This window comes from Thermococcus sp. M36 (assembly GCF_012027355.1).
In the GTDB taxonomy this organism is placed as follows: Archaea; Methanobacteriota_B; Thermococci; order Thermococcales; family Thermococcaceae; genus Thermococcus.
Genome location: NZ_SNUH01000294.1, coordinates 1 through 407, shown reverse-complemented (window position 1 = coordinate 407; position 407 = coordinate 1). Strand labels below are relative to the sequence as shown.

1 protein-coding gene is annotated in these 407 nt (G+C 31.7%); it reads right to left on the bottom strand.

The annotated features are described in order from the left end of the window. Positions 1 to 165 precede the first annotated feature (165 nt). Positions 166 to 407: hypothetical protein (locus tag E3E36_RS13075; protein WP_206203728.1), on the bottom strand; the 242-nt coding region annotated here is incomplete at its 5' end.

Genomic DNA, 407 nt, shown 5'->3' with positions numbered 1-407 from the left:
TCAATTTTAGTACACCATTTAGTCCTCATGCCGTAATACAGATAACAGTATCACCGGGCTTTGCCTGTCCTTTTCTTTTCTTTCTAATAGTTTGTTTTTTCAATCCACTCTTTATAAGTGGAATAAATCTTTCTTTAAATGAATAAGCGGGCATAATTTATTTTTTTAAGTAAATATTAATCGTTCGTTTTCTCTAACTATTGTTGTTGTAAAAGGGAACTTATCGCTTGGCACTTGCTGTATCATATCCATTAAGTTTATTGAACCTGTAAATAATAATCGCTTGGTGCCATCAACTGTTATCTGCATGTCTAAGCGTTTACCATTCCCTTTCTCAAATTTTGATTGTTCAATTTTGTAAGCTTCAACTGTTATCTGTTTATTTAATACCCTGTCAATCTTAATCT